The organism is Duganella kummerowiae, assembly GCF_053572355.1.
Window position 1 is genome coordinate 102,462 of record NZ_JBKFEH010000014.1, and the last position, 20,945, is coordinate 123,406.

The window sequence follows — 20,945 nt, forward strand, 5'->3', positions numbered from 1 at the left end:
ACCGACATCACTGATTTACGCTGGACGCTGACAATCGCTCCAACACTGCAAGATTGAGACATCCCGCATGACTGACCGTATTTTATTGGTGGAAGACGACCCGCGCCTGGCCGACATGCTGGCCGAATACCTGGGCAAGGCCGGGCTGCGCGTGCACCACGCCGCCACCGGCCGCGCCGCCCTGGAGCACCTGGCCACGGGCCAGAGCGACGCCGTGGTGCTGGACCTGATGCTGCCCGACATGGACGGCCTGGACCTGTGCCGCCAGCTGCGCGGCAGCGGCGGTCCCGGGGCCGACCTCCCGGTGCTGATGCTGACCGCGCGCGGCGACGCCGTCGACCGCATCATCGGCCTGGAACTGGGCGCCGACGATTACCTGCCCAAGCCGTTCGAGCCGCGCGAGCTGCTGGCGCGCCTGCGCGCCATCCTGCGCCGCCGCGTCGACAGCGGCGCGCGCCAGCCGGACGGCCATGTGCTGCGCTTCGGCCGCCTGGAAATCGATACCCGCGGCCACCAGGCGCGCCTGGACGGCAAGCCCTGCGAGCTGACCGCCCACCAGTTCGAGCTGCTGGCAGCGATGGCGCACAGCGCCGGCCGGGTGTTGTCGCGCGAGGCGCTGATGGAGCTGGTACGCGGCGAATCCATGGACGCCTTCGACCGTTCCATCGACGTGCACATGTCGCGCATCCGCGCCGCCGTCGAGGACGATCCCAAGAAACCGCGCCGCATCATCACCGTGCGCGGGGCCGGCTACGTGTTCGCCAAGGTGCAGGATTGATGCGGGCCCGTCCCGGTCCGGCCCCGGCCTGGCGCAACTGGCGCGCCTGGCTGGCCTGGCCGTTCTCGCGCCTGTACTTCCGCATCTACCTGGCGCTGCTGGCCGCCCTGCTGCTGTTTGCCCTGGCCGTGGGCCTGATGTGGCAGCGCACCGGCGGGCCGCTGGGCCGCGTGGACATGACCATGGCGCGCCTGGTCCAGCATGGCATCGCCCCGGCCGGCGCGCCGGCGGCCGAGCAGGAGGCGGCGCTGCTGCGGCTGGCTATCACCATACGGGCCGACCTGTCGCTGTATGACCGCGACTGGCGGCTGGTCGCCAGCATCGGCCCGCCCCTGCGGCCGGCCCGCTGGGGCGGGGCGCGCTATGCATGGGCGCCATTCTCGGCCACCTATTTGCGCCTGCCGGACGGGCGCCGCCTGCTGTCCAGCGAGCCGCTGGGCTATGGCCGCCCGCGCGCCCTGCTGCACACCGTGCTGCTGTTGCTGGCGGCGGCCATCGCCATCATTGCCTATCCGCTGGTGCGCTACCTGACCGGGCGCCTGGAGCGGCTGCAGCGCGGGGTCGAGAGCCTGGGCGCGGGCGATTTGTCGGTGCGGGTGGCGGTCGAGGGCAAGGATGAAATCGGCCAGCTGGCGCACAGCTTCAACCGCGCGGCCGACCGCATCGAGCAGCTGATGCGCTCGCACAAGACGCTGCTGGCCAATGCCTCGCACGAGCTGCGCACGCCGCTGGCGCGCATCCGCCTGGCGCTGGAGCTGAGCGAGGACGAGCTGTCGCCCCGGCGCAAGGCCGGGCTGGAACAGGATATCGCGGAACTGGACCAGCTGCTGGACGAAATCCTGCTGGCCAGCCGGCTCGATGCGCGCCACGAGAGCATGGTGCAGGAAGAAATCGACCTGCTGGCGCTGGCGGCGGAGGAATGCGCGCACTACGACGACGCGGTGCTGGACGGGGTGCCGGCGACGGTGCTGGGCGATGCCCGACTGCTGCGGCGCCTGCTGCGCAACCTGCTGGAAAACGCGCGCCGCCACGGCGCCCCGCCGGTGCATGTGCTGATCGAGCGCGCCGGCGCCGAGGTCAGGCTGACTGTATGGGATGGCGGCAGCGGCATCCCGCGCGACGAATTCGAGCGCATCTTCGAACCGTTCTACCGGCGCCGCCGCACGCGCGACAACGACGGCGCCGGGCTGGGCCTGGCCCTGGTGCGCCAGATCGCCCGCCGCCACGGCGGCGACGCCGTCTGCGTCCCCGCCCCCGAAGGCCGCAGCCGCTTCATCATCACCCTGCCCGCCCGCTGAACCCCTTGCTGTCCACCCCTTGGTGTCAGATCTGCCAAAAGTACATGAGCTTGCTTTAACGAAGCAGCCTCATGTACCAATGGCAGATCTGACACCAGGGTGCCAGGGTGGACACCAGGGTGGACACCAGGGTGGGGTGGACACCAGGGTGGGGTGACACAGGCGCGGCAGCAAGCGCGTGCCTGCGCCGGTGCTTACGGGGACTCGCACAGGCAGTGGGTGACTGCCTCGAAGGGTTTGCGGCCGCTGCTGACTTCGTTCAGCCAGCCCATGTCGCGTGCGATGCCGGTGGCGGCGCCCAGCGGCAGGCCGGTGGTGGACAGGCCCAGCTTCACGTCGCCCAGCACCGCCCGGGCAACACTGGCGCGGGCCGAGTCGCCGAACATGTTGAACAGGCGTTCCAGCTTGCTGCTCTCGCGCTCGATGTAGGCCACGCGGTAGTCCGGCCCCAGCTTGGCGCGCTGCGCGGCCGACTTCAGCGCGTCGCCGAAGTTGCCCAGCGTGTCGACCAGGCCGCGCTCCTTGGCCTGGGCCCCGGTCCAGACCCGGCCCTGGGCCACGGCGTCAATCTTCTCCGGCGTGGTCTTGCGCGCCTGCGCGGCCTTGCTGGTGAATTCGGCGTAGATGTGGTTGATCGAGCCCTGCACCACCTGCTGCATGCGCGGGTCCAGCGGACGCAGCGGATTGGTGGCGTCGGCCAGCCAGGTGGTCGGCGAACCGGCCGTGTGGATGCCCAGCTTGTCGATCACTTTCTCGGCCGTGGGCAGGATGGCGAACACGCCGATCGAACCGGTCACCGTGGTCGGATCGGCGATCACTTCATCCGAGGCCATGGAGATCCAGTAGCCGCCCGAGGCCGCCACATTGCCCATGGAGACCACCACCGGCTTGCCAGCCGCGCGCGTCAGCTCCAGTTCGCGCCGTATCAGCTCGGAGGCAAAGGCGCTGCCGCCGGGCGAATCCACGCGCAGCACCACGGCCTTGATATGGTCATCCTCGCGCGCCATGCGTATCAGCTTGGAAGTGGAGTCGCCGCCGATGGAGCCCGGACCGGCGCTGCCGTCGCTGATCTCGCCCTGGGCCACGATCACGCCCACGGCGTCGCCGGTCAGCCTGGGGTGGATGCGCGACAGGTAATCCTCGTACGAGATCTGGCGGAAGGTCTTGCCGTCGGCGTCCAGCGAGCCGCGCGAGATCATCAGCTGGCGGATTTCATCCTTGGTCTTGAGGCCGTCCACCAGCTTGGCCTGCAGGGTCAGCTTGGCCAGGTCGCCGTTGACGGCGGTGACGCGCGCCGGCAAATCGTCGATCAACTGCATCACCGCGCCCTGCGGCAGCTTGCGCGCCGTTTCCACCTCGCCCGTGTAGGCCGCCCACAGGGCGCCGTTCAGGTAGTTTTCGGCCTCGGTGGCGGCCGGCGACGGGCCGTTGGCGATGTACGGCTCGGCAAAGCTCTTGTAGGTGCCGACCCGCATTAGGTTCACGGTCACGCCCAGCTTGTCCAGCGCGTCGCGGTAGTAGTTGCGGTAGCGGCCGAAGCCCTGCAGCATCACGGCGCCCATGGGATGGACATAGACTTCGCTGGCGTGCGCCGCCAGCAAATACTGGCGCTGGTCATAGCTGGCGCCCCAGGCCACCACCGGCTTGCCGGCCTTCTTGAAGCGTTCCAGCCCGGCCGCGACTTCGCGCAGCATGGCCTGGCCGCCGCCTTCCATCTCGTCCACCAGCAGCACGGCGCCGCTGACGTCGGGATCCTTGGCGGCCGTCTCCAGCACGGCCAGAACGTCGCGCAGCTGCAGCATCTTGTGCACCTCGCCGCCGCTGGCGCCGGCCAGCAGGGCTTCGCGCGCGTTGACGCTGGATTGCTCCACCAGCTGGCCCTTGAGGTCCAGCACCAGCGTGGTCTTGGGCTGCAGCGGCTTGGCGCCGCCGCCAAACAGGGCGTACAGCAGCGCCGCGACGATCAGCAGGAAAATCAGGTTGAGCACCGTGCGGCGGCCGGCGTCCACGGCCCGCCACAACCAGGCCAGGCCGCTACGGAGATAAGCAAAAGGCGATCGGGACATCTGTGCTCCTGTCGTTCAAATGAAGTGGCAATCTTACTATGTTTGCAAGCGTTGCGCTTTGGAAATGAATAGCAGTCCGGCAAACACCAGCAGTCCGTTCAGGATAAGCAGTTCCAGGCCTATCCGGTAGCTGCCCAAAAGCAAGGGCTGGTTGACGTCGATCAAATAGCATAGCGCGGGGCTGGCCACGGCCACCAGCGGCACCCAGCGGTCGCGCACCGCGCGCCGGGTCAGCAGGCCGAAGGCGAACAGGCCCAGCAAGGGGCCGTAGGTATACCCGGCCAGCTTCAGCACCAGGCCCACCATGCTGGGGTTGTCCACCCATTTGAACACCAGCACCAGCAGGAGGAACAGGGCGCAGTAGCCCAGGTGCACGCCATGGCGCCAGCGGCGGCGCTCGCGCTCATCCAAGCCACGCTCGGGCAGGCGCAGGATGTCGTTGCAGAAGCTGGAAGTGAGCGCCGTGATGGCGCCGTCCGCGCTGGGGAACAAGGCCGAGACCAGGGCCACCAGGAACACCAGCTGCATGGCGGCCGGCATGTGGCCCATGACGACGGCCGGGAACAGCTGGTCGCCGCCGGCCGTGACACCCGCCACGGGCCGGTACAGCTGCAGCAGGCCGCCCAGGTAGACCAGCAGCGCCAGCACGGCGGTCAGCACCACGGTCAGCAGCAGCATGTTTTTCTGCGAATCGCGCAGGGTGCGCACCGAGATATTCTTCTGCATCATCTCCTGGTCCATGCCGGTCATGGCCAGCACGATGAAGAAGCCGGCCGCGATCTGCTTCCACGCGTTGGCCGGACTGTCGCCATCCCAGGTCCAGATGCGCGAGATGTCCAGCTCCCCCATGCGCGCCAGGCTGGCGCCCACGTCCATGTCCAGCGCCCGCAGCAGGAACACGATGCAGGCGCCCAGGCCGAGCAGCATGGCGGCGGTCTGCAGGGTGTCGGTCCAGACGATGGTCTTGACCCCGCCCTGGTAGGTGTACAGCAGTATCATGGCAAGGATGGCAGCGGTGGTCAGCCAGAACGGCACGCCCAGGCTGTCCAGGATGGCTGCCTGCAGCACGTGCACCACCAGGTACAGCCGCGCCGTCGAGGACAGGGTGCGCGACAGCATGAAAAAGGCGGCCCCGCTCTGGTAGGCGCGGCGCCCCAGGCGCATATCGAGATAGCGGTAGATCGAGGTCAGGCCGAGCCGGTAGTACAGTGGCAGCAGGAACAGGGCCACGGCCGCGTAGCCCAGCACATAGCCGAGCACCACCTGCAGGTAGCCGAAACCGTCGCGCCCCACGGCGCCCGGCACGCTGACGAAGGTGACGCCGCTCATGGTGGCGCCCACCATCCCGAAGGCCACCACCACCCAGTTGCTGCTCTTGTTGCCGATGAAGTAGCCGTCGTCATTGGCGCGGCGGCCGGTGGCCCAGGCCACCGCCAGCAGCAGGCAGAAATAGGCAACCACGATGGCGGACAAGAAGACTGGCGACATGTAAAACTTTCAATGCGAAGATAAAATTCGCCAGCAATATACACTGCCTCGCTTAGAATCGCTGGCGGACCATGAAAGGAAGACCATGTACGCAGACGACACCATCGCATTTGCCAAGCAACAGGAAGCGCTGGTGCTACCGCTGGAATACCGGGTGCACGCCCAGTCCGACCAGCGCGGCGCCGGACGCGAGGAAGGCATGCGCGACTACGCGCGGGTACTGTATTCGACCTCCTTCCGCTGCCTGCAGGGAAAGATGCAGCTGCTGGGCATGGACGCCAACCGCTCCAACCGGAACCGCCTGACCCACAGCCTGGAGGTGGCGCAGATCGCCCGTTCGATCGCGGCCGACCTGGGACTGGAGCGCAGCGTGGTGTCGGAAACCTGCGCGCTGGCGCACGATATCGGCAACCCGCCCTTCGGCCATTACGGCGAGAAGATATTGAACGAGCTCTGCGCGGAGCACGGCGGCTTCGAGGGCAACGCCCAGGCTTTCCGCATCCTGCGTACGCTGGAGAAGAAGCATCATGCTTATCCGGGTCTGAACCTGACGGTGCGTTCGCTGTTCGGCATCACGAAATACTTCCACCGGCGCGCCGACAACCGGCGCAAGTTCCTGTACGACGAAGATCACGATTTCCTGGCGGCCGAGCTGGCGCGCCACGGCATCACCCAGCGCAAGAGCATCGATGCGCAAATCATGGACCTGTCCGACGAAATCGCCTACGCCGCGCACGACGTCGAGGATGCGCTCAGCTTCGGCATCATCACTTGGGGCGAGATCGTCCACGAGTTCAAGATCAGCAGGGAGTTTGCGGCGGCCTACGAACCGTTCTCGCGCATCGCCCACCACGCGCACGAGGAAGCCTTGAAGTGCGAGGCGCAGGACAGTTCGGAGGAATACTCCATCGTGCTGCGCAAGGAGCTGACCGGCCAGATCGTGCATGAGCTGTGCCGCGACATCGCCGTGGTGGACGGAGATCACGGCCCGGAGCTGGGCTACCGCAGCATGGCGCCGCTGGCCAAGGGCCTGAAAAGCCTGCTGTGGAAAGCCATCCTGCGCAAGAAGGAAGTGCAGCTGTACGAAAAGCGCGGCGAGAAAATCATCCGCGGCCTGTACGAGGTGCTGACCGACCGCCAGTACAACAAGAATAACGTGCTGTTGCCGCCCGAGCTGCGCTGCCTGAAGGACAGCCGCGAGCGGCTGGTGGTCGACTACATCGCCGGCATGATGGATTCCTACGCTGCCCAGGAATACGAAAAATACTTCGGCAAGGGCAGCCTGGATGCCATCTACTGGCGCTGATGCCAGTTAGTGTGCGGCGGCGTGTACCGATCGCGCGCCGCTGCCGGCCGGACGCGGATACAGCCGGTCCAAGCGGCCGCTGAGGGCGGTCAGGCCGTAGGCGCCCAGCACGGTCAGCGCACCTATCCAGCCGGTGTGCGCCAGGCCCAGGTGGTCGACGATCAGGCCGCCGCCCCAGGCGCCGCCGGCGATGCCGAGGTTGAAGGCGGCGATGTTCAGGCCCGAGGCCACGTCCACCGCTTGCGGCGTATAGTGCTCGGCTTGCTGCACCACGTACACCTGCAGGCCGGCCACGTTGCCGAAGGCGACCGCGCCCCACAGCAGCACCGTGAGCAGCACCGCCCACTGATACGGCGCGGTAAAGCTGAGCGCCAGCAGAACCGCGGCCAGGCCCAGGAAGATGAGCTTCAGGGCGCCCACCGGGCCGCGCCGGTCGGCCAGCTTGCCGCCCCAGATATTGCCCACCGCGACAGACACGCCGTACACCAGCATCACCAGCCCGACCGCGTTCTCGCTGAAGCCGCTCACCTGCTGCAGGATGGGCGCCAGATAGGTAAAGGCAATGAAGGAGCCGCCATAGCCGACCGCCGTCATGGCGTACACCAGCAGCAGGCGCGGCTGTGCCAGTACTCTTGCCTGCTGCAGCAGCGAGGCCGGCTTGCTGTGCGCGATGTTGGACGGCACGAAGGCCAGGCTGCCGAGGAAGGCGGCCACGCCCAGGGCCGAGACGGCCAGGAAGGTGGCGCGCCAGCCGAAGTGCTGGCCGATGAAGGTGCCCAGCGGCACGCCGGTGACCAGGGCCACGGTCAGGCCGGTAAACATGATGGCGATGGCGCTGGCGGCCTTCTCGCGCGGCACCAGCGAGGTGGCGATGGTGGAACCTATCGAGAAGAACACGCCGTGCGCCAGCCCGGTCAGAATGCGCGCCACGATCAGCGAGGTATACCCGGGCGCCTGCCAGGCCAGCAGGTTGCCGATGGTGAACAGCACCATCAGCGCCAGCAGCAGGGTCTTGCGCGGCAACTTGCCGGTCAGGGCGGTCAGCACGGGCGCACCGACGGCCACGCCCATGGCGTACAGGCTGACCAGCAGACCGGCGGAAGGCAGGGCGACGCCGAGATCGGCGGCGATGGTCGGCAACAGGCCGACAATGACGAATTCGGTAGTCCCGATGGCAAAGGCGCTGATGGTCAGCGCCAGCAAAGCGATAGGCATGGCTGCACTCCATGAAAAGATAATGTCGTGCAGTATGCTTATTTAGGATATTTCGATATAGGCCAAAAAATTCATATAATATTTGACCTTGAGTCATAACTGGCAGTAAACGCTGCCCGCCTTCAGTTCCACCATCAGCTCTTCGACTGACAAGCCGGTCCGGGCGGCGAATTCACCCAGGCCCTTGGCCCGCGCTACCAGTTCGAAAGCTTGTTCAATGTAAGCCGGGTTACCGGACTCGAAAGCATCCGCTACGAAGAACTGGATAGTTTCAGGGCTATCCAGCAAGTCCGCCAAATCGAGAGGAAAGAATTCTTCAGCCATGATCGCGCCTCCACTGTCGCGCAAGCTCGTGCTCCTTTTCGATATCCCGCTTCTGGCTACTCTTGTCGCCGCCGCACAGTAAGACCACCACTGTGCCGCCATGTTCCAGATAATAAATCCGGTATCCGGGGCCAGCATGTATGCGCAGCTCACGCAAGCCCTCGCCGACAAAAGCAACATCGCCTATCAACCCACTCGCCAGACGGGATAAGCGCACCGTAATCTGGTCTTTGACGCGCCGGTCCCGTAACTTTGCGTACCACAGGCTGTACGTCCTGGATTGGATAATCTGCATAATGCCATGATCGTAGTCGGGGCACTACAATCCGCATTGAGACGAATCTAACGGGACTTTATGGACTCTTCTGAAAAACTCGCCCTGCTGGTCAAGCGGGAAATGCCGTTCGGGAAGCACAAGGGCACGCTGCTGGCGGACTTGCCGGGCAATTACCTGGCCTGGTTCGCCCGCGAGGGCTATCCCAGCGGCGAGCTGGGCGGGCTGCTGGCCCTCATGTACGAGCTGGACCACAACAACCTGCGCCACTTGCTGGCCCCGCTGCGGCCGCACCGTTGAACGGCAAGGGCGCGGCATTGCACTTCTGTGCATAATGATGAGAATGCAATGTCAAGGAGCCGCCCCATGCACGTCCATTCCCGCCACTGCACCTGCTTCATCATCCCGTCCAAACTGCTGCGCAAGCTGGCCGAGGCCTGCAGCGATGCCGAGGAACGCAAGCAGTTGCTGCTGCAGATCGAACGTTCGGCCTTGCTGCGCGGCCAGCGCATGGCCTCGCCGCAGCTGTCGCTGAGCACCCAGAGCACAGGCGAAAAACGCCGCACCGTGTACGACGCGAAACACAAGACCACCCTGCCCGGCAAACTGGCGCGCGGCGAAGCCGATGCCGCCGTCAAGGACGAGGCAGTGAACCAGGCTTTCGACGGCGCCGGCGCCACCTACGATTTCTACCTGGAAGTCCTGAAGCGCAATTCCATCGATGGCAAGGGACTGCGGCTCGATTCCACGGTCCACTACAGCACGAAGTTCAACAACGCCTTCTGGAACGGCCAGCAAATGGTGTACGGCGATGGCGACGGCAAGTCCTTCCTCGGCTTTACCGGCGCCATCGACGTGATCGCCCACGAGCTGACCCACGGCGTGACCCAGTACACCGTGCCGGGCGGGCTGGTGTACGAGGACCAGAGCGGCGCCCTGAACGAATCCATCTCGGACGTGTTCGGCAGCGTGGTCAAGCAATGGCGTCTCAAGCAAAGCGTGGAGCAGGCCGACTGGCTGATCGGCGCCGGCATCATGGCGCCGGCCGTGGGCAAGGCGCTGCGCTCGATGGCCGATCCGGGCAACACCGCCCTGACCTGGTCCGGCGACGACCAGCCCAAGACCATGGCCGGCTATGTGGAAGGCGGCGACGTGCACACCAATTCCGGCATCCCCAACCACGCCTTCTATGCGGCCGCCATCGCCTTGAAGGGCAATTCCTGGGACAAGGCGGCGCCGATCTGGTACAAGGCCCTGCCGCTGGTAACGTCGACCGCCACCTTTGCCGAATTCGCCCAGGCCACCAGTGACGCCGCCGCCCTGCTGTACGGCGCCAATTCGGCCGAGCAGCACGCGGTGCAGGCGGCGTGGAAAGTGGTTGGCGTGATCTGAAGGAGGTAGTCATGCACCTGCGCCTGAGCAGCAGCGGCGGATTCACCGGCCCGGCCGGGGCGCAGGCGCGCAGCGTGGACCTGGACGCCCTGCCCCCTGCCCGCGCCGGCGAACTGCGCAGCCTGCTGGCCGCCTGCGATTTCTTCGCCCTGCCGGACCAGCTGGTCAAGCCGCAGCCGCAATCCTGGGATTTCCAGTACACCCTGCGCGCCGAGGACGGCGGCCGTGCACACCAGGTGCGCTACCACCTGGACGCCGCGCCGGCGCCGCTACGCGAACTGACGGAACGCCTCAACCGGTTGGCGCCGGACTGAGCAGCAGTCCGGATAGCCGGAGGCCGCGTCAAACCGACCGAACGCCGCCATCGGCACGCGCCGGACTGACCAGCAATTCCGGGTAGCCGGTGGCCGCGTCATGCACACGGTCGAAGCGGTGCGCCGGCAGCAGCGCCACCAGCACCTCGGCCGTGGTGCGCACCACGCAGCCGGCAGTCACATGGCCGCCGCGCACCACGCCATCCGCATCCGACACCGACATGTGCAGATGCACGCCATCAGGCGCCAGCGATCCGGCCAAGGTGAGGATTTCCATGTCGCCGGCCAGCGCTGTTGGCTGGGCGCGGCCCGCATAGCGCAGCATGGCGGCGCCCAGGCTGCCCATGCCCTGCAGCACGTAGCCGGCCTGGGCGCCGCTGGCGTGCAAGGCCTCCATCAGGGCCGCGCGCAGGTCCTGCCCCGGCGCCAGGCGCAGCGGCAGCATGCGCAGTGTGGCCGCATCATCGGCAGTGTCAGGCACTGGCGCGCGCTCCCACCATGCGGGCGAATTCGCCCTGGTCCACCAGCTTCTGCAGTTCCTGGGCGCCGCCCACCAGGGTGCCGTTGATGAAAATCATGGGAAAAGTCGGCCAGCCGGTCCACAGCTTGAGCGCGCTGCGCGGGCGCCAATGCGAAAAGTAGCTGCCGTATTCCAGGTACTGGTATTGCGCGCCCAGCCGGTCCAGCAGCTTGCGCGCCTTGCGCGGGAAGGGATTGAGCGACATGCCCACCACCACGATGGCATGGGCCGCCACCGCGGCCTGCACCTCGCGCACGATGTCGGCATTGAAGTTGCTGATGGTGGCGCGTATCGAAGGATGGATGCGCGATTCATCCAGGATGTTGCGGGTCATGGTAGCGTCCTTGGTGTGCCAAAAACGCTAGGGTATCAGCTGGCGTCGGTGGCGGCGAGGAAATCGATGTAGCCCTCGATGAAGTCGCGCCGCATCCTGAGGAATTCCTCCGTGGTATGGAACCTGGAATTGCTTTGCCGAAGCAGGTAGGCCGTCACCACGACCTGGTGGCGCGGCACGAAGATCTGCAGCTGGCTGGGCGTGGAGCTGATCAGCTTGATGACGTTCTCGGTGCAGGACACGAACTGGACGCCGCGATAGCTGCCCTCCTCGAACTCGATGGCTTCCTTGCCCTTCTGCAGCTGGGCTTCAACCTTCTCGCGCACGTCCGCATGGCCGGCCAGGTAGCTGGCCACGCGCTCCTTCTTGCGCTGGCACTCGTGGCGCAGGGCGTCGATGACCGCGATGCGGTCGGCCTCGTAGCTGCCGGGTGCGCTCTGCTCGATTTTCACGTTGGCGAAGTACTGGGTGCCGGGATAGGAATACATGGCGGAGTAGCCGGCCTGCACGGTGACCTTGGCGCGGTGGGTGGCTTGCTGCGAATTATTATCGTAGTAGTCGATATAGCGCCAGGGCACGCAGCCGTTGCAGCGCTGGCGGATCTCCACCATCTCCAGGCCGTCGCGCAGCCTGGCGGGGATGGTGGCCTTGAACACGGGGGGCAGTTCTCCCGGCGCATCCTCTTCGGGCGTGCTGGCCAGCGCCAGCCAGCACAGGCTCAATCCCAGCAATCCCATCAGCGCCACCGGCCAGCGTAAATTCATGATGCATCCCCTTGCGTTCAACGTGCAGGCATTATAGGAAGGCGGCAGATGTAACACATTGAAACCGCCGGGGTGGCGGCAGACGCTACCCCTGGTATCGCCTAGCGCCCGCCAAAGGCCAGGCGCTTGCCTTCGCGCAGCATGGCGGCGAAGTCGGCGGCCGGCACCGGCTGGCTGAACAGATAACCCTGCAGCTGGTCGCAGCCCAGTTCGCGCAGGAAGGCCATCTGCTCGGCCGTCTCCACGCCCTCGGCCACGATTTCCTGGCGCAGCTGCTGGCCCATGGTGACGATGGCGCGCGCGATGGCGCAATCGTTTTCCTCATAGGGCAGGCCGACCACGAAGGCGCGGTCTATCTTGAGGGTGCTGATCGGGAATTTCTTCAGGTAGGCCAGGCTGGAATAGCCGGTGCCGAAGTCGTCCAGCGCCAGCGACATGCCCATGGCCACCAGCTGGTTCATGATGGCCACCACGCTGTCGGCGCCGCGCACCAGCAGGCTTTCCGTGATTTCCAGGTTGATTTGCCCGGGCTGCACGCCGTGCTTGTCCAGCACGGCGGCCACGCGCGCCGGCAGCTGCTGGTCGAACTGGCGCGCCGACAGGTTGACCGCCACCGGCGGCATGATCAGGTTGGCGTCGTTCCAGGCCCGCACCTGGCGGCAGGCTTCGTCCAGCACCCAGGCGCCCAGTTCCAGTATCAGCCCGGTTTCCTCGGCCACCGGGATGAACACGCCAGGCGAGACCATGCCGCGCACCGGGTGGCGCCAGCGCAGCAGGGCTTCGGCGCCGACGATGCGGCCGCTGCGCAGGCTGACCTTGGGCTGGTAGTACAGCATCAGTTCGCCATTGGCCAGGGCCTCGCGCAGTTCGCTCTCGATGCGCAAATGCTCCTGGGCGCGCTGGTTCATTTCCTCGCTATAGAAGGCCAGCGCCGGAGCGGGATGGTGGCTGGCGCGGCCGGCCGCCATCTCGGCATAATGCAGCAGCACCGGCACGTCGTCGCCATCCTGCGGGTAGACCGTGATGCCGGCATGGGCGCCGGCCTGCAGGGCGTGGCCCTCGACCAGGATGGCAGTGTCCAGCACCTTGAGCAGCTTCTGGGCCACGATGGCGGCGTGTTCGCGCTTTTCGATGCGCGGCAACGCCACCGCGAAACGGGCGCCGTCCAGTCGCGCCAGGATGTCGCCGTCGCGCAGGGCGGCGCGGAACTGGCGCGCGATCTCGCACAGCAGCGCATTGCCGACCTCGTGGCCCAGGGTGTCGCTGATGGCGCCCACCCGGGTCAGTTCCAGCACCAGCAAGGCGCCGTGGCTGCGCGCGCGGCGCGCCTCGGTCAGCACCTGGCCCAGCAACTGGTGCAGCAGGCCCAGGTTGGGCAGCCCGGTCAGCTGGTCGTAGTTGGCCAGGCGCTGGATGCGGGCCTGGGCGTCCTTGTGCACGCTGAGGTCGGAAAATACCACCCAGCAGTGGCTGATGCGGCCCGCTTCGTCGCGCAGCGCGCTGACGGTGACGGATTGCGGGAACAGTTCGCCGTTGCCGCGCTTGCCGATGATTTCGCCGCGCCAGGTCACGCCATCCTGCAGCACGCCCTGCACACGGGTGCGCAGCTCGGCATCCGGCACGCCGGAGCGCAGCAGGTCCGGGCTCTGGCCGAGCGCTTGCGCCGCGCTGTAGCCGGCGATACGGCTGAAGGCGGGATTGACGTAGATGATGCGCTGCCGCAGGTCGGTGATCAGCAGCGCCACCTCGGCCTGCTCCACCAGCCGGCTGTGCAGCGCGGCGGCGCCGACGGCGGGCAAGGCGCCGTCCAGCGGCTCTAGCTGCTTGAGCAGGACCCGCATGCCCACTGCTTCCCCGCCCGCGTCGGCGCGCAGGGTCAGGGTGCGGCGCAAGCGTATCAGCTGGCCGGCGCTGGTACGGCGCCAGACCTCGCTGACGGACGGCGCTTCCGGCGCCAGCTGCAGCGTGCCGATATCGCCGCCATCGTCGTCCTCGGGATAGAGGAACAGTACATGCTGGCCGACGGCCTGCTCAGCGGTGTAACCCAGCAATTGCTGGGCGCCCTCGCTCCAGCCTGTCACATAGCCCATCAGGTCCATTTCGATGGTGGCGGCGCCCGGCGGACTGCGCAAGCGCATCAGTTCGGTGTCGAGTTCGGCCAGGGTATCGGCCAGCGCCTGCCCTTGCCGCTGGCGCGCCAGCCGGCTCAGTTCCAGGCAGCGCTCGACGGCAGCATCATGCATGGACGCCGCCCTTGCCCGCGCTGACGCCCTGCATCCACAGGTAGGCGTCGATCAGCAGGCGGTTGAAATCCTCATGCGCCAGTCCCAGGGCCTGCAGATGCGCCGCCAGCGCCGGCGCATCGCCGGCCTCGGCGCTTTCCAGCAAGGCCAGCAGCGCGCCCAGCGGCCCGGCCTGCTCCAGCAAGGCCTGCTGCACGGACGGACTGATGGCCAGCGGCTTGAGCACGTCCTCCAGCGGCATGCCGAACAACACCCCCAGCAGGGAAAACATGCCAGCCATGAAGGCCTGCTCCTGCTGCTGGCGGTCTTCGCCCAGGGCGCGCGCCAGCGCTTCCATGGCATGGGCCCGCACCGCCACCCGCGCCAGCAGCATGGCCGAACGGTTGTCCCCCTGGCGCGAGGAAAACAGCATCAGGTTCAGCCAGCGCCGCAGCTGGGCCCGGCCCAGGATCAGGATGGCTTGCGCAAAACTGGTCACCCGCCGTCCCGTGCCCATGCCCAGCGAATTGACCAGCTTGAGCAGGTGGTAGGACAGGGTGGCATCCTTGCGCAGCAGGGCTTCGATTTCGTGGGTGTCGGCATCGGCCGTTACCAGCTGCACCAGCTGCAGGGCCAGGGCGCGCGAGGCGGCCTGGGCGCCCACAGCCTTGGGCGGAGGCGCCAGGTACCAGTCCCCAGCCAGCCACACGGCGCCGGCGGACACCTCGTCCAGGCTGCCATCCACGCGCTGCAGGCGCGCGGGCGCCAGCGCCTGCCAGCCGGCCTGGCGCAAGGCTTCGGCCACGGCCGCCTCGGTGTCGGCGGGATAGTAACAGCCCATCGCGCTGCACAGCTCTTGCAAGTGATGCAAGGGCCAGTCGGCAGGCTGGCTGCCGGCCGTGGCGGCGCTGAACAGCAGCGCGCCGGGCTGGCCGTTGCGGTCGGCCAGGGGCTGCAGGAATACTAGCGGAGTCATGGCGCCCAGAAAATCCAAGGTGTGACGATCCAGCTATCTTACCCGGAAATTGTTGGCGTGAGTCAATATTATAGCGATAGCATGCGGTGCGGCAAATGATCGAACAAGCGGCCGAACAAGCCTGCCTGGCGCATGCGCGTGATCCACCATTGCAGGGCGGCGCCGGCCTCGCCGCTGCGCCAGGCCAGGTAGAAGGTTTCAGCCGGCTTGGGCTCCTCCACCGCCTTCTCCACCAGCAGGCCGGCCGCGATGGCGGCCCGCGCACACGGCTCGGGCAGGAAGCCGAAGCCCAGGCCGGACAGCTGGAACTGGAACTTGGCCAGCATATTGGGCACGGTGAGCGCATCCTGGCCCAGCAGCAGGCCCACGGTGCGGGGCGCCATCTGGCGCGCCGAGTCGGCCACGCTGATGGCGCGGTAATGCTGCAGGTGGGAACGGCCCAGCTTGCCCTCGACCGCCGCCAGCGGGTGCGAGGGCGCCACGGCGAACACGAAATCGACTTGGCCCAGCACGTGCGACACATAGCCGCCGCCGGCCGGGCCATCGCCGGGCGCGCCCACCAGCAGGTCGACCCGGCGGTCCAGCAGCGCTTCCCAGGTGCCGGTCAGGGCTTCCTGCACGATGTTCAGGCGGGTCTGCTGGGCCACTTCGTAGAACGCCGTCACGTCGTCGTGCAGCACGCAGGGCGAGAACATGGAATCCATGCCGATGGTGAGCTCGGTTTCCCAGCCGGAGGCCACGCGCCGCACCCGGTGTTCCAGGTCCTGGGCCGCCTTCAGCAGATAGCGGCCTTCCTTGAGCAACTCGTCCCCGGCCGGGGTCAGGGTCACGCGCGGGCCGTTGCGTTCGAAAATCTGCACCCCCAGCTCATCCTCCAGCTTGCCGACGGTATAGGAGATGGTCGAGGGAACGCGGTGCAATTCCTTGCCGGCGGCGGAGAACGATCCGCGGCGGTCGATGGCGTCCACGATCTGCAGGGCTTCCAGGCTGAGTCTGAGCATTCGATTTTTTCGACAATAAAGGGGTAAATTTTCCGTTTTTTTAATGCGATCGAGAGGCCTATACTGTGACTCATCGATGCGGTGATCTTTCAAAATTATCGCACATTAACCAGAAACAGAAACGGAGCTCATCATGTTGCAAACTCGTAAATCGGAAGAACGCGGCGTCGCCAACCACGGCTGGCTGAATTCCCACCACAGCTTCTCGTTTGGCAGCTATTACGACCCCAACCATGTCGGCTTCGGCCCCCTGCTGGTGATCAACGAGGACCGCGTCAGCCCCGGCCAGGGCTTCGGCACCCACGGCCACCGCGACATGGAAATCATCTCCTACGTGCTGGACGGCGCGCTGGAACACAAGGACAGCATGGGCACCGGCTCGGTGCTGCACTACGGCGACGTGCAGCGCATGAGCGCGGGCAACGGCGTGCGCCACAGCGAGTTCAACCACTCGCACAGCGCCCCGGTGCACTTCCTGCAGATCTGGATACAGCCCAATGTGACCGGCATCCCGCCCAGCTATGAAGAGAAAAACTTCAGCACCGAGAGCAAGCTGGGCCAGCTGCGCCTGATCGCCTCCAGCGACGGCCGCGACGGTTCCGTGCTGATCCACCAGGACGCCTCGCTGTACGCCAGCATCCTGACCTCGGGCGACAAGCTGAGCCACGAGCTGGGCGCCGGACGGCTGGGCTATGTGCACCTGATCCGTGGCAAGGTGACCGTGAACGGCGTCGAACTGAAAGGCGGCGATGCCTTGAAAATCAGCGGCGAGCGCTCAATTACCCTGGAGAACGCCGAAGCGGCCGAGCTGCTGGTGTTCGACCTGCCGGGCTGAGCCGGGAAGCTGAAACTGGCCGAAAATAAATTTCGTCCAGTTTTGGTATCATGAAGGGCGCGCCGGGTCTGTTCACTCAGCCCCGGCGCGCCTTTTTTACCTTACTTTGAAGAGTTATCACCATGTCGCACAGCGTAGAGACCCCGGCCACCCCCGCACTGGAATACACCACCTCCTGCGCGCTGCCTACGCCCTGGGCCCAGTTCACCCTGCACGCCTTCGTGGAACAGGGCACCGGCAAGGAACACCTGGCCATGGTGCTGGGCGACATAGCCGACGGCCAGCCGGTGCTGGCGCGCGTACATTCCGAGTGCCTGACCGGCGACGTGCTGTTCTCGCAGCGCTGCGATTGCGGCGCCCAGCTGGAAGGCGCGCTCAAGAAAATCGCCGACGAGGGCCGCGGCGTGCTGCTCTACCTGCGCCAGGAAGGGCGCGGCATCGGCCTGGTCAACAAGATCCGCGCCTACCGCCTGCAGGAGGAAGGCGCGGACACGGTGCAAGCCAATGAACGGCTCGGCTTCCAGCCCGACCAGCGCAACTACGCCCTGGTGCTGCCCATGCTGAAACAATTCAATGTAAAAAGCTTGCGCCTGATGACCAATAATCCGCGTAAGATCGATGCCATGGGCAAGCTGGGCATCACGGTGGCCGAACGCGTGCCGCTGCTGGTGAACCGCAATGCCTTCAATACGCACTACCTGGACACCAAGGCCGCCAAGCTGGGCCACATGATGACGCCGGTGACGCCCGCCCCCGCCGAGGATGGCGCCCTGTAAGGACTGCATGAAATTCCATCAGACTGCCGCACTACTGACACTTTCCTGGGCTTGGGCCGCCGCGCAGGCCGCGCCGTCCACGGCGGGAGCCGGCGCTCCGGGAGCCGCCGCGCTCCCTGCCGCTCACACCGCTCCCAAAGGCGCCGCTACGGCGGCCTCCGCCGCGAGCCAGGCCGCTGCTCCCGCCGCCGCTTCCCCCGGCTCCAACGCCGCCCAGGGCGACAGCGCGCCGCTGCCGCCGCCCTCCAGCTCGGCGCAGCACCTGTACGCCGCCGCCAAGAACGATATCCTGCAAGTGCGCTCGCTGCTCAAAAGCGGCCGCACCCAGTCCTCGGTGGGCTCCGGCTTTTTGATCGGCACCAGCAACCTGGTGGTGACCAACTACCATGTGGTATCGCAGTTCGCGCTCGATCCCGACACCTATGTGGGCGAATGGGTGGACACCGGCGGCCAGCGCGGCAACGTGGAGCTGCTGGCGGTCGACGTGCTGCATGACCTGGCGGTGCTGCGCGTGTCGCGCAATGGCACCGGCTTTTTCAAGATGCCGGAACACCTGGCCCAGCTGAGCCAGGGCCAGTACCTGTACTCGCTGGGCAATCCCCTGGACTTGGGCTTCGCCATTTCCGAAGGCGCCTACAACGGCGTGATTGCACGCAGTTTCTACGACCAGCTGATGTTCACCGGCCCCATCAACTCCGGCATGAGCGGCGGCCCCAGCGTGACGGTCGATGGCGCCGTGGCAGGCATCAATGTGTCCAAGCGCCTGGACGGCGAACTGGTGTCCTTCCTGGTGCCGGCCCGCTATGCCCAGGCCCTGCTCAAGCAGGTCGAGCAGCAGAAGGCGGCGCCCACCGACTTCACCACGGTGGTGGCGGCCCAGTTGCTGCAGCATCAGCGCGCCATGGTCGACCACCTGCTGTCCAGCCCGCTGAGCCAGAAGCCCATGGGACCGTACAGCGTGCCGGTGCGCGAATCGGAACAGATGCGCTGCTGGGGCAGCTCCAACGTGCGCGCCGACAAGCCCTTCACGGTGGATAACGCCAGCTGCGCCATGGAATCGGCCATTTTCGTCAGCGGCGGGCTGCAGACCGGCCAGGTCGCGATACGCCACCAGTTCCTGCGCAGCACCCGCCTGGACAAGCTGCGCTTCGCCCAGCTGGCCAGCGCCTCCTTCCGCAACGAATCCTTCGGCAGCAACAAGGACAGCCGCCGCACCCCGCCCAGCTGCACCGAATCCTTCGTGCGCAGCAAGGACCTGCCGCTGCGCGCCGTGCTGTGCGTGCGCGCCTACCGCAAGTTCGCCGGGCTGTACGATTTCTCGCTGCTGACCGCCAGCACCGACCAGGGCCTGATGAGCCTGCAAAGCCGGCTGGACGCCAACGGCGTCTCCTACGACAACGGCCTGCGCCTGACGCGCGTGTTCCTCGATGGCCTGGGACTGGCGCCGGTGAGCTTGCCGGCCAAGCCGGCGCCCAGGGCCGCCACCGCCGCCAAGGCCGAGGGCAAGGCGGATATCAAGGCCGATACCGGCGCGACCAGCGGAGGCCGGCCATGAAGCCGCCCTATTTCGTCGAAGTGCTGGCGCGCACCGGCGAAGTGCTGCACCGCCACGCCGTGCAGGACTTGCCGATACGCCTGGGCCGCGCCTACGACAACGACTTCATCCTGGACGACGCCCACAGCGGCGCCCACCACGCCGTGATCGAGGCGGCCGAGGACGGCAGCCTGCTGCTGCGCGACCTGGGCAGCCGCAACGGCACCGTCTACAAGGGCCGGCGCCAGGGCACGGTCAAGCTGGACGGCGACGCCGTGGTGCGCCTGGGCCACACGCGGCTGCGGGTGCGGCCATCCGACTTCGCGGTGCCGCCCGAGCGCGCCGACACCACCATGCACGGCTGGGAAGGCGCCGCGCCGGGCGTGGTCGGCCTGCTGCTGATCGCCCTGTTCGCCGGGGTGGAAAACTGGATCAGCGACGTCGACGGCTTCCAGCTGATGCGCTACGTGCTGGTGATCGCGTCCGGCCTGGGCGCGGGGCTGGTATGGAGCGGCGGCTGGGCCCTGGCCAACCGCCTGTTCGGCAGCCAGGCCCGGCTGGGCCGGCATTTGTTCATCCTCGGCTGCGGACTGACCGTGGGGCTGCTGTGGCGCGCGGCCAGCGTGACGGTGGCCTACGCCTGGTCGGCCGAAGCGGTGACAGGCTATGGCAACCTGGCGCTGCTGTTGATCGGCTGGGGCATGCTGTACTTCCACCTGACCACCATCAAGCCGCACCATCCGCGCCGCATGGCCGCCACCTGCGCGGTGCTGGCGGCGGCCAGCGTGGCCATGGTCCTGATGACCAACCTGCAGAGCACCGGCCGCACTTCGGACGACCTGTACATGGCGGTGCTGCTGCCGCCGGCGGCGCGCCACAGTCCCGACCACAGCGTGGACGACTTCCTGGCCGCCGCCACCAGGCTGAAAACCGCCACCGACAGCGCCCGTGCCCGCGGCGGCAAGGATGGCGGCGCGCCCGATGATGACGAGGATGGCGACAGCGACGGGGAATAAGGCCGCAGCCCAGGTCAAACGCCGCACTGTGCAGCGATATCGGTAGGGAAATATCCCATACGTTTATTGCTCAGCGCGCGTTCGACCTCCCTGACACCCATAGGGGTAATTGTTCCTTTTCCACCGAAGCCGGTCCACACCGTCAAGTCTTCGTTTTTCAAATAGACGAAAGTCTCCAGTGCGACCTGCACCGGCATCGCCAGCTCCGCAGCCAGCTCCGGAATATCGATCAGCTGGCGCCCCGCCACCCCGCCAGTGAGCTGGTACAACTTGTGCAATATTCTGAATCTATTTTTGTATGTATCTTCGGAAGTTTTCATGGCTCAACACTCCTTAAAGATAACAAGTGATAAAACGCAGTAGCGCCAACGATCGAGCTGATCAAGCCACACCAAGGCAGGATTGAGGGATGAGCGCCCACAATATCGGTAAACGCCCAATTACCGAAAACGCCCGCCAAAAGGCTGCTCAGCATTACTGCAAGCTGAAGTAAATTACTTCGTCGCCTGCGC

General features: G+C 66.5%; 22 protein-coding genes. 10 read left to right on the plus strand and 12 right to left on the minus strand.

Annotated features, from left to right (window positions below; translation table 11 throughout):
* Window positions 1-67 precede the first annotated feature (67 nt).
* The gene (locus ACLB1G_RS18655; protein ID WP_491628737.1) at window positions 68-778 is read left to right on the plus strand and encodes a response regulator; all 711 of its coding nucleotides are present in this window, start codon (window positions 68-70) and stop codon (window positions 776-778) included.
* A complete protein-coding gene (locus ACLB1G_RS18660; RefSeq protein WP_491628738.1) occupies window positions 778-2,076 on the plus strand; it encodes a sensor histidine kinase in 1,299 nt (432 codons plus the stop codon). Before ACLB1G_RS18655 ends, ACLB1G_RS18660 begins: the two co-directional genes overlap by 1 nt.
* Before the next feature lie 194 nt (window positions 2,077-2,270).
* Here ACLB1G_RS18660 and sppA read toward each other — a convergent pair whose 3' ends face one another.
* Both sppA and ACLB1G_RS18670 read right to left on the minus strand, forming a co-directional pair.
* Window positions 2,271-4,142 carry a signal peptide peptidase SppA gene (gene sppA / locus ACLB1G_RS18665; protein ID WP_491628739.1) on the minus strand — a complete coding sequence of 624 codons (1,872 nt, stop codon included), beginning with the start codon at window positions 4,140-4,142 and terminating at the stop codon, window positions 2,271-2,273.
* 36 nt (window positions 4,143-4,178) lie between these two features.
* Window positions 4,179-5,630 (minus strand): sodium:solute symporter, encoded by a 1,452-nt coding sequence (locus ACLB1G_RS18670; protein ID WP_491628740.1) that lies wholly within the window; start codon window positions 5,628-5,630, stop codon window positions 4,179-4,181.
* A gap of 85 nt (window positions 5,631-5,715) precedes the next feature.
* Between ACLB1G_RS18670 and dgt the strand changes: the two genes are divergently transcribed.
* Window positions 5,716-6,936 carry a dGTP triphosphohydrolase gene (gene dgt, locus ACLB1G_RS18675; RefSeq protein WP_491628741.1) on the plus strand — a complete coding sequence of 407 codons (1,221 nt, stop codon included), beginning with the start codon at window positions 5,716-5,718 and terminating at the stop codon, window positions 6,934-6,936.
* A gap of 6 nt (window positions 6,937-6,942) precedes the next feature.
* Here dgt and ACLB1G_RS18680 read toward each other — a convergent pair whose 3' ends face one another.
* The 3 genes from ACLB1G_RS18680 to ACLB1G_RS18690 form a co-directional block, all read right to left on the minus strand.
* Window positions 6,943-8,151: an MFS transporter gene (locus ACLB1G_RS18680; protein WP_491628742.1), complete on the minus strand. Its 1,209-nt coding sequence runs from the start codon at window positions 8,149-8,151 to the stop codon at window positions 6,943-6,945.
* A gap of 93 nt (window positions 8,152-8,244) precedes the next feature.
* Window positions 8,245-8,475 (minus strand): helix-turn-helix domain-containing transcriptional regulator, encoded by a 231-nt coding sequence (locus ACLB1G_RS18685; protein ID WP_491628743.1) that lies wholly within the window; start codon window positions 8,473-8,475, stop codon window positions 8,245-8,247.
* Window positions 8,468-8,770: a type II toxin-antitoxin system RelE/ParE family toxin gene (locus ACLB1G_RS18690; protein WP_491628744.1), complete on the minus strand. Its 303-nt coding sequence runs from the start codon at window positions 8,768-8,770 to the stop codon at window positions 8,468-8,470. Before ACLB1G_RS18690 ends, ACLB1G_RS18685 begins: the two co-directional genes overlap by 8 nt.
* A 60-nt stretch (window positions 8,771-8,830) precedes the next feature.
* Here ACLB1G_RS18690 and ACLB1G_RS18695 point away from each other — a divergent pair, with 60 nt between their 5' ends.
* The 3 genes from ACLB1G_RS18695 to ACLB1G_RS18705 all read left to right on the plus strand — a co-directional run bounded on the left by ACLB1G_RS18695 (window position 8,831) and on the right by ACLB1G_RS18705 (window position 10,455).
* Window positions 8,831-9,049 (plus strand): DUF3820 family protein, encoded by a 219-nt coding sequence (locus tag ACLB1G_RS18695; RefSeq protein WP_491628745.1) that lies wholly within the window; start codon window positions 8,831-8,833, stop codon window positions 9,047-9,049.
* A 66-nt stretch (window positions 9,050-9,115) separates the two neighbouring features.
* A complete protein-coding gene (locus ACLB1G_RS18700) occupies window positions 9,116-10,141 on the plus strand; it encodes a M4 family metallopeptidase (protein WP_491628746.1) in 1,026 nt (341 codons plus the stop codon).
* Window positions 10,142-10,152: 11 nt separating this feature from the next.
* Window positions 10,153-10,455 carry a protealysin inhibitor emfourin gene (locus tag ACLB1G_RS18705; RefSeq protein ID WP_491628747.1) on the plus strand — a complete coding sequence of 101 codons (303 nt, stop codon included), beginning with the start codon at window positions 10,153-10,155 and terminating at the stop codon, window positions 10,453-10,455.
* A gap of 28 nt (window positions 10,456-10,483) precedes the next feature.
* Here ACLB1G_RS18705 and ACLB1G_RS18710 read toward each other — a convergent pair whose 3' ends face one another.
* The 6 genes from ACLB1G_RS18710 to ACLB1G_RS18735 form a co-directional block, all read right to left on the minus strand.
* Window positions 10,484-10,900: a PPC domain-containing DNA-binding protein gene (locus ACLB1G_RS18710; RefSeq protein ID WP_491628919.1), complete on the minus strand. Its 417-nt coding sequence runs from the start codon at window positions 10,898-10,900 to the stop codon at window positions 10,484-10,486.
* A 28-nt stretch (window positions 10,901-10,928) separates the two neighbouring features.
* The gene (locus tag ACLB1G_RS18715) at window positions 10,929-11,309 is read right to left on the minus strand and encodes a glutaredoxin (RefSeq protein ID WP_491628748.1); all 381 of its coding nucleotides are present in this window, start codon (window positions 11,307-11,309) and stop codon (window positions 10,929-10,931) included.
* Between the two features lie 35 nt (window positions 11,310-11,344).
* The gene (locus tag ACLB1G_RS18720) at window positions 11,345-12,073 is read right to left on the minus strand and encodes a hypothetical protein (protein WP_491628749.1); all 729 of its coding nucleotides are present in this window, start codon (window positions 12,071-12,073) and stop codon (window positions 11,345-11,347) included.
* A gap of 101 nt (window positions 12,074-12,174) precedes the next feature.
* Entirely contained in the window at window positions 12,175-14,316 is a 2,142-nt protein-coding gene (locus ACLB1G_RS18725; RefSeq protein WP_491628750.1) for a putative bifunctional diguanylate cyclase/phosphodiesterase, read from the minus strand.
* On the minus strand, window positions 14,309-15,271 hold the full coding sequence (locus ACLB1G_RS18730; RefSeq protein ID WP_491628751.1) for an EAL and HDOD domain-containing protein: 963 nt from the start codon (window positions 15,269-15,271) through the stop codon (window positions 14,309-14,311). The genes ACLB1G_RS18725 and ACLB1G_RS18730 overlap by 8 nt, the downstream gene beginning before the upstream one ends.
* 68 nt (window positions 15,272-15,339) lie before the next feature.
* The gene (locus ACLB1G_RS18735) at window positions 15,340-16,272 is read right to left on the minus strand and encodes a LysR substrate-binding domain-containing protein (protein WP_491628752.1); all 933 of its coding nucleotides are present in this window, start codon (window positions 16,270-16,272) and stop codon (window positions 15,340-15,342) included.
* 133 nt (window positions 16,273-16,405) lie between these two features.
* Here ACLB1G_RS18735 and ACLB1G_RS18740 point away from each other — a divergent pair, with 133 nt between their 5' ends.
* From ACLB1G_RS18740 to ACLB1G_RS18755, 4 genes are all read left to right on the plus strand, one after another.
* Window positions 16,406-17,107, plus strand: coding sequence for a pirin family protein (locus ACLB1G_RS18740; protein ID WP_491628753.1), 702 nt, complete (start codon window positions 16,406-16,408; stop codon window positions 17,105-17,107).
* A 122-nt stretch (window positions 17,108-17,229) separates the two neighbouring features.
* Window positions 17,230-17,883: a GTP cyclohydrolase II gene (gene ribA, locus ACLB1G_RS18745; RefSeq protein ID WP_491628754.1), complete on the plus strand. Its 654-nt coding sequence runs from the start codon at window positions 17,230-17,232 to the stop codon at window positions 17,881-17,883.
* 7 nt (window positions 17,884-17,890) lie between these two features.
* A complete protein-coding gene (locus tag ACLB1G_RS18750; protein WP_491628755.1) occupies window positions 17,891-19,438 on the plus strand; it encodes a S1 family peptidase in 1,548 nt (515 codons plus the stop codon).
* On the plus strand, window positions 19,435-20,433 hold the full coding sequence (locus tag ACLB1G_RS18755) for an FHA domain-containing protein (protein ID WP_491628756.1): 999 nt from the start codon (window positions 19,435-19,437) through the stop codon (window positions 20,431-20,433). The genes ACLB1G_RS18750 and ACLB1G_RS18755 overlap by 4 nt, the downstream gene beginning before the upstream one ends.
* Before the next feature lie 14 nt (window positions 20,434-20,447).
* Here ACLB1G_RS18755 and ACLB1G_RS18760 read toward each other — a convergent pair whose 3' ends face one another.
* Window positions 20,448-20,753, minus strand: coding sequence for a hypothetical protein (locus tag ACLB1G_RS18760; protein WP_491628757.1), 306 nt, complete (start codon window positions 20,751-20,753; stop codon window positions 20,448-20,450).
* Between the last annotated feature and the right edge of the window lie 192 nt (window positions 20,754-20,945).

Bases quoted from the DNA above. Each gene is read 5' to 3' on its own strand.
- dgt (WP_491628741.1), top strand. From the start codon at position 5,716: ATGTACGCAGACGACACCATCGCATTTGCCAAGCAACAGGAAGCGCTG.
- ACLB1G_RS18700 (WP_491628746.1), top strand. From the start codon at position 9,116: ATGCACGTCCATTCCCGCCACTGCACCTGCTTCATCATCCCGTCCAAA.
- ACLB1G_RS18715 (WP_491628748.1), bottom strand. From the start codon at position 11,309: ATGACCCGCAACATCCTGGATGAATCGCGCATCCATCCTTCGATACGC.
- ACLB1G_RS18685 (WP_491628743.1), bottom strand. From the start codon at position 8,475: ATGGCTGAAGAATTCTTTCCTCTCGATTTGGCGGACTTGCTGGATAGC.
- ACLB1G_RS18680 (WP_491628742.1), bottom strand. From the start codon at position 8,151: ATGCCTATCGCTTTGCTGGCGCTGACCATCAGCGCCTTTGCCATCGGG.
- ACLB1G_RS18695 (WP_491628745.1), top strand. From the start codon at position 8,831: ATGGACTCTTCTGAAAAACTCGCCCTGCTGGTCAAGCGGGAAATGCCG.
- ACLB1G_RS18750 (WP_491628755.1), top strand. From the start codon at position 17,891: ATGAAATTCCATCAGACTGCCGCACTACTGACACTTTCCTGGGCTTGG.
- ACLB1G_RS18740 (WP_491628753.1), top strand. From the start codon at position 16,406: ATGTTGCAAACTCGTAAATCGGAAGAACGCGGCGTCGCCAACCACGGC.
- ACLB1G_RS18725 (WP_491628750.1), bottom strand. From the start codon at position 14,316: ATGCATGATGCTGCCGTCGAGCGCTGCCTGGAACTGAGCCGGCTGGCG.
- ACLB1G_RS18660 (WP_491628738.1), top strand. From the start codon at position 778: ATGCGGGCCCGTCCCGGTCCGGCCCCGGCCTGGCGCAACTGGCGCGCC.
- ACLB1G_RS18720 (WP_491628749.1), bottom strand. From the start codon at position 12,073: ATGAATTTACGCTGGCCGGTGGCGCTGATGGGATTGCTGGGATTGAGC.
- ACLB1G_RS18710 (WP_491628919.1), bottom strand. From the start codon at position 10,900: ATGCTGCCGCTGCGCCTGGCGCCGGGGCAGGACCTGCGCGCGGCCCTG.
- ACLB1G_RS18755 (WP_491628756.1), top strand. From the start codon at position 19,435: ATGAAGCCGCCCTATTTCGTCGAAGTGCTGGCGCGCACCGGCGAAGTG.
- ACLB1G_RS18670 (WP_491628740.1), bottom strand. From the start codon at position 5,630: ATGTCGCCAGTCTTCTTGTCCGCCATCGTGGTTGCCTATTTCTGCCTG.
- ACLB1G_RS18730 (WP_491628751.1), bottom strand. From the start codon at position 15,271: ATGACTCCGCTAGTATTCCTGCAGCCCCTGGCCGACCGCAACGGCCAG.
- ACLB1G_RS18705 (WP_491628747.1), top strand. From the start codon at position 10,153: ATGCACCTGCGCCTGAGCAGCAGCGGCGGATTCACCGGCCCGGCCGGG.
- ACLB1G_RS18760 (WP_491628757.1), bottom strand. From the start codon at position 20,753: ATGAAAACTTCCGAAGATACATACAAAAATAGATTCAGAATATTGCAC.
- ribA (WP_491628754.1), top strand. From the start codon at position 17,230: ATGTCGCACAGCGTAGAGACCCCGGCCACCCCCGCACTGGAATACACC.
- ACLB1G_RS18655 (WP_491628737.1), top strand. From the start codon at position 68: ATGACTGACCGTATTTTATTGGTGGAAGACGACCCGCGCCTGGCCGAC.
- ACLB1G_RS18690 (WP_491628744.1), bottom strand. From the start codon at position 8,770: ATGCAGATTATCCAATCCAGGACGTACAGCCTGTGGTACGCAAAGTTA.
- ACLB1G_RS18735 (WP_491628752.1), bottom strand. From the start codon at position 16,272: ATGCTCAGACTCAGCCTGGAAGCCCTGCAGATCGTGGACGCCATCGAC.
- sppA (WP_491628739.1), bottom strand. From the start codon at position 4,142: ATGTCCCGATCGCCTTTTGCTTATCTCCGTAGCGGCCTGGCCTGGTTG.